We start from the raw sequence: 5,373 nt of genomic DNA, 5'->3' as shown, positions 1-5,373 counted from the left end.
GCCGCATCGCGTCGAGGGACTCGTCGATCGCCGTGCGCAGCGCCTCGGCGTCCCAGCCGGTGTTCAGGTAGTGGAAGTTGAACGCCTGGTGCAGCTCGTCGGGGCGCAGGTAGAGCGCGGTGCGGTCGGCGCTCGGGGTCCACGCCTCGGCGACGCCGATGCGGTCGCCCGCGTACTCGTCCAGCACGGTCCGCCAGGAGCGGTAGATCTCGTGGACCCCGTCCTGGTCGAAGAAGGGCAGCACCTGGTTGCCGAGGAGCTTGAGCTGCTCGTCGCGGCCGAGGTCCGGCAGGCCGGGGGCCTTGACGAGGCCGTGGGCGACGTCGATGCGGAAGCCGTCGGCGCCGAGGTCCAGCCAGAAGCGCAGGATCGAGCGGAACTCGTCCTGGACCGCCGGGTGTTCCCAGTTGAAGTCGGGCTGTTCGGGGGCGAAGAGGTGCAGGTACCACTCGCCGTCCGCGACCCGGGTCCAGGCGGGCCCGCCGAAGATGGACTCCCAGTCGTTCGGGGGCTCCTCGCCGCCGGCCCCGCGCCCGGGGCGGAAGTGGAACCGCTCGCGCAGCGGGGTGCCGGGGCCCTCCCGCAGCGCCTGCTTGAACCATTCGTGCTGGTCGGAGCAGTGGTTCGGGACCAGGTCCACGATGATCCGCAGGCCCAGCTCGTGGGCTTCGCGGATCACGGCGTCGGCGTCGTGCAGGCTGCCGAACATGGGGTCGATGGCCCGGTAGTCGGCGACGTCGTAGCCCGCGTCCGCCTGCGGGGAGGCGTAGAAGGGGCTGAGCCAGACGGCGTCGACGCCCAGCTCCTTGAGGTAGGGCAGGCGGCTGCGGATGCCTTCGAGGTCCCCCATGCCGTCCCCGTTGGAGTCGGCGAAGCTGCGCGGATAGACCTGGTAGATCACCGCTTCTCTCCACCAGCCGGGCAGGGTGCCGGTGGAGGTGGGGAGTGCGTCGGCGAGGTGCTGGGTCATGGTGTCCTTGGAGAGATCGGGCCGGGAGGGACGTCGAGCAGGCGGGGTGGTCAGCCCTTGGTGGCGCCTGCGGTCATTCCGGCGACGAGGTGACGCTGGGCGAACAGGAAGAAGATCGCTGCGGGGATGGCGATGAGGATGGAAGCGGCGCTCATCGCACCCCAGTTGGAGGTGTACTGCGTGACGAAGGTCTGCAGTCCGCCGGCCAGGGTGAGGTTCTCCTCGCCGACCATGAAGGCGGAGGCGTAGGCGACTTCGCCCCAGGCGGTGATGAAGGCGTAGAAGCCGGTGACGGCCAGGCCGGGCTTGGCCAGCGGCAGGATCAGCCGCCAGAAGGTGCCGAAGGGGTTGAGCCCGTCGACGCGGCCGGATTCGTCGATCTCCACCGGGATGGTGTCGAAGAAGCCCTTCATCATCCACGCGCAGAACGGCACGGCGATGGTGAGGTAGGTGATGATCAGACCGATGGGCTGGTTGAGCAGTCCCAGTTCACCCATCAGGTTGTACAGCGGCACGATGAGGATCGCCATCGGGAACATCTGGGTGATGAGCAGGGTCCACATCAGGGGCCGCATGCCGGGGAACTTGAAGCGGCTGACCGCGTATCCGGTGGTGGCGGCGATGAACACGCCGAGGACGGTGGTGACACCGGCGACCAGGACGGAGTTCGCGAACCAGCTCAGGAAGTGGCTCGACTCCAGCAGGTACGTGTAGTTGCCGAGCGTCGGTTCCTTGACGAAGTCCGTCGTGATCGCGTGCTGCGCGGGCTTGAGCGAGGTCAGCAGGATCCACAGCACCGGGAAGACGGCGATCACGGACGCGGCGAGGAGCGTGAGGTGCAGGCCGGCGGAGGCGAGCGGGGAGCGGCTCCCCCTCGTGGGGCCGGCCGTCGTGGTCGTAGTGGTCACGGTCACCACACCTCTCCCTGCTTGCGCAGCGCGCGCCGGTAGACCAGCGCGAAGATCATGAGCAGGGCGAGGATCAGGACGCCCCACGTCGCCGAGCCGGCGAAGTCGCGCGGGCTGGCGATGAACGCCTCGCGGAAGGCCTGGGTCACCAGGATCTCGGTGGAGTCCCCCGGCCCGCCCCGGGTCAGCAGGAAGATCACCGGGAACATGTTGAACGTCCAGATGGTGGAGAGCAGGATCACCGTCATGCTCACGGCGCGCAGGCCGGGCAGGGTGATGTGCCGGAACCGCTGCCAGGCGCTCGCGCCGTCCATCTCGGCGGCCTCGTAGAGCTCGCCGGGGATCGACTGCAGTCCGCCGAGCAGGGCGACCATCATGAAGGGGACGCCGAGCCAGACGTTGACGGCGACGACCGAGAACTTGGCCCAGGTCGGGTCGTCGAGCCACGGGATGGCGGCGATGCCGCCCCCGTCGAGGACCTTGTTGAGGATGCCGTTGTCGCGGTTGAAGAGGAACCGCCAGGCGAAGACGGAGACGAAGCCGGGGACGGCCCAGGGCAGGATGAGCGCCATCCGGTAGGCGGCGCGGCCCTTGAAGTCCCGGTTGAGCATGTTGGCGAGGGCCAGTCCGAGCGTGAAGGTGAGGGACACGCAGGCGACGGTCCACACCACCGTCCACACCAGCCGCTGGAGGAACACCGGGTCGCCGAGCACGGCCGCGTAGTTGTCGAGTCCGACGAACTCGTACGTGGCCTCGATGTGGCGGACGCCGATGGTACGGGCGACGTTGCGCTCGTTGGCGTCGGTCAGCGACAGGTACACGCCGCGGACGAGCGGCCAGCCGATGATCACGCCGAGGACGAGCACCACAGGGGCGACCATGGCCCAGGCGTACCAGTGGGTCGCGAGGGCTCGCCCCAGTCCCCCACGCTTCCCGCTGTCAGTCCTGCGGCTCGGGCCGCGGGCGACATCGTCACCCGCGGCCTTCGCCACCGACTGGCTGGTGTGAGCAGCCATGTTTCGTTACTTCCAGCCCTTGAGGATCTTGCGGAACTCGACGCCGGCCGACTTGGCCGCTTCCTCCGGGGTCGACGTCCCGGTGACCGCCTTGGTGAATTCGGCCTTCAGCGGCTCGAAGAGGGCGCCGTTCTCCGGGATCCAGGCGCGCTCGACGGCCTTGTCCACGGCCGGCTTGAAGAACTGCACCATCTCGCTGCCCTTGACGTCCGGCTGCTCGTAGGCGGCGGTGCGCGTCGGCAGCAGGCTCAGCTCCTTGGCGGACTGGACCTGCACCTCCTGGGACGTCAGGTACTCCACGAAGGCGTGGGCGGCGGCGCGGTTCTTGGAGCCCGCGTAGACGGCGAGGTCGTGGCCGCCCTGGGGGGCGCCCGCCTTGGCGGAGCCGGCCGGGACGGGGGCGACGCCGAGGTTGGCCTTGTCCTTGAACTGCTCGCCGGCGTAGGTGTCGGCGACGGCCCAGGGGCCGTTGATCATCATGGCGACCTCCCCGGACTTGAAGGCGGTCTGCATGTTGATGAAGCCGTCGGTCGCGTTGGTGACCGCGGCGCCCGAGGTGACGAGGTCGCGGGCGGCCTTGAAGGCCTTGACGCCCGCGGCGTTGTCGACGGTGACCGTCTTGTTCTTGGCGTCGACGAGGTCGCCGCCCTCGCCGTAGATGAACGGCAGGAACCAGTAGGAGTCGTCGCCGCGCAGGTAGAGGCCGGTCTTGCCGGTCTTCGCCTTGATGGCGGCGGAGGCGGTCTTCAGCTCCTCCAGCGTGGTGGGCGGCTGCACACCGGCGTCGGCGAGCATCTTCTTGTTGTAGAAGAGGCCAAGGGTGTCGATGACCTGGGGGACCGCGTAGGTCTTGCCCTCGTACTTGCCGCTGGCCGCGGCCTGCGGCAGGAACTCGGCGTCGATCTTCTTGGCGGTCTCGGCGGGGACCTCGTCGAGGTAGCCCAGCGAGGCGAAGTCGGCGACCCAGCCGACGTCGGCGCGGATCACGTCAGGGGCCTCGGTGCCGCTGTTGAAGGCGTTCTTGACCTTGTTCTGCGCGTCGCCGTAAGGGACGTTGACGTACTTGACGGTGACCTTGGGGTGCTTCGCCGTGAACGCCTCGGCGATCTTCTGGAAGCTCGCCTTCTCGGCGTCGTTCGCGGTGTCCCACCAGGTGACCGTGCCGGTCAGCTCGCCGCCGGCCTTGGTCTCGCCACCGTCGCCCTTGGTGTCACCGCCGCAAGCCGTAGCCGCGAGCGCCAGGGTCGCGACCAGCGCGGTGGCCGCTATGCCACGCCGCATATGAACTCCTTCGATGATCCCGGCCGCATCCTCGCGGTCCCGAGTTGCCAGGAACGTAACAAGCCTGAAAGCCGTCCGAAAGAGCTTGCGGCAAATTTCTGCAAGACGGGCTGATCGTTACATCCGTGTGTCCGTACGGTTGCCGCAGCTTGCTGTTAGTTCGAGTCAGCTTCGAGTGCTCAGGCCCGCAACCAGGGGGCACACAGCCGCGTTGACCCGGATATGACCCATGAGATGACGGCCGTCCATCTTGCAAGTGCTTCCAGCGACACGACCGCGAGCGGTGGCTGGTGGCGTGATGCCGTCATCTATCAGGTGTACGTACGCTCCTTCGCGGACAGCGACGGCGACGGCGTCGGGGACCTGCGCGGCGTGCGCGAGCGGCTCCCGCACCTGGCCCGGCTCGGCGTCGACGCCGTGTGGCTGACCCCCTTCTACGTGTCCCCGCAGGCGGACGGCGGCTACGACGTCGCCGACTACCGGGCCGTCGATCCGCTCTTCGGGGACCTCTCGGACGCCGACGAGCTGGTCCGCGCCGCGCACGCGCTCGGCCTGCGGGTGATCGTGGACGTGGTGCCGAACCACACCTCCGAGCGCCACCCCTGGTTCCAGGACGCCCTGGCGGGCAAGCCCGGCGCCCGGGAGCGGTACCTGTTCCGACCGGGCCGGGGCGTCGGCGGTACGCGGCCCCCCAACGACTGGGAGTCCGTTTTCGGCGGGCCCGCCTGGACCCGGGTCGCGGACGGCGACTGGTACCTGCACCTCTTCGCCCCCGAGCAGCCGGACCTGGACTGGGAGCACCCCGAGGTCGCGGCCGAGTTCGCGTCGGTGCTGCGCTTCTGGCTGGACCTGGGGGTGGACGGCTTCCGCGTCGACGTGGCCCACGGCATGGTGAAGGCCCCGGGGCTGCCCGACATCGGCCGCGGCGCGCAGGCCACGCTGATCGGCACCGAGCCGCTCCCCTTCTTCGACCAGGACGGGGTGCACGAGATCCTCCGCTCCTGGCGCCGGCTCCTCGACTCCTACGAGGGCCCGCGCATCGGGGTCGCCGAGGCCTGGGCCCCGACCTCGGAGCGGCTCGCGCTGTACGTCCGCCCCGACGAACTGCACCAGGCCTTCAATTTCCGCTTCCTGAACTGTCCGTGGGATCCGGCCGCGATGCGCGCGGTCATCGACGAGTCGCTGGCCGCCACCGCCT

5 protein-coding genes are annotated in these 5,373 nt (G+C 69.1%); 1 reads left to right on the top strand and 4 read right to left on the bottom strand.

Annotated features, from left to right (window positions below; all coding sequences use genetic code 11):
• The 4 genes from ACWDYJ_RS35855 to ACWDYJ_RS35840 all read right to left on the bottom strand — a co-directional run.
• Positions 1–970 (bottom strand): alpha-amylase family glycosyl hydrolase (locus ACWDYJ_RS35855; RefSeq protein WP_451569794.1); only part of this gene is annotated, 970 nt, incomplete at its 3' end.
• Between the two features lie 50 nt (positions 971–1,020).
• A complete protein-coding gene (locus ACWDYJ_RS35850; RefSeq protein ID WP_451569793.1) occupies positions 1,021–1,878 on the bottom strand; it encodes a sugar ABC transporter permease in 858 nt (285 codons plus the stop codon).
• A 2-nt stretch (positions 1,879–1,880) separates the two neighbouring features.
• On the bottom strand, positions 1,881–2,894 hold the full coding sequence (locus ACWDYJ_RS35845; RefSeq protein WP_451569792.1) for a carbohydrate ABC transporter permease: 1,014 nt from the start codon (positions 2,892–2,894) through the stop codon (positions 1,881–1,883).
• Positions 2,895–2,900: 6 nt separating this feature from the next.
• Positions 2,901–4,175, bottom strand: a complete 1,275-nt coding sequence (locus tag ACWDYJ_RS35840) for an extracellular solute-binding protein (RefSeq protein ID WP_451569791.1) — start codon at positions 4,173–4,175, stop codon at positions 2,901–2,903.
• 234 nt (positions 4,176–4,409) lie between these two features.
• Between ACWDYJ_RS35840 and ACWDYJ_RS35835 the strand changes: the two genes are divergently transcribed.
• Positions 4,410–5,373: alpha-amylase family glycosyl hydrolase (locus tag ACWDYJ_RS35835; protein WP_451569790.1), on the top strand; the 964-nt coding region annotated here is incomplete at its 3' end.

Source organism: Streptomyces sp. NPDC003042, from assembly GCF_053591315.1.
This window is presented reverse-complemented; position numbering and strand designations above follow the sequence as displayed.

Coding starts and splice junctions, on each gene's coding strand:
- ACWDYJ_RS35845 (WP_451569792.1), bottom strand. CDS start 2,894: ATGGCTGCTCACACCAGCCAGTCGGTGGCGAAGGCCGCGGGTGACGAT.
- ACWDYJ_RS35840 (WP_451569791.1), bottom strand. CDS start 4,175: ATGCGGCGTGGCATAGCGGCCACCGCGCTGGTCGCGACCCTGGCGCTC.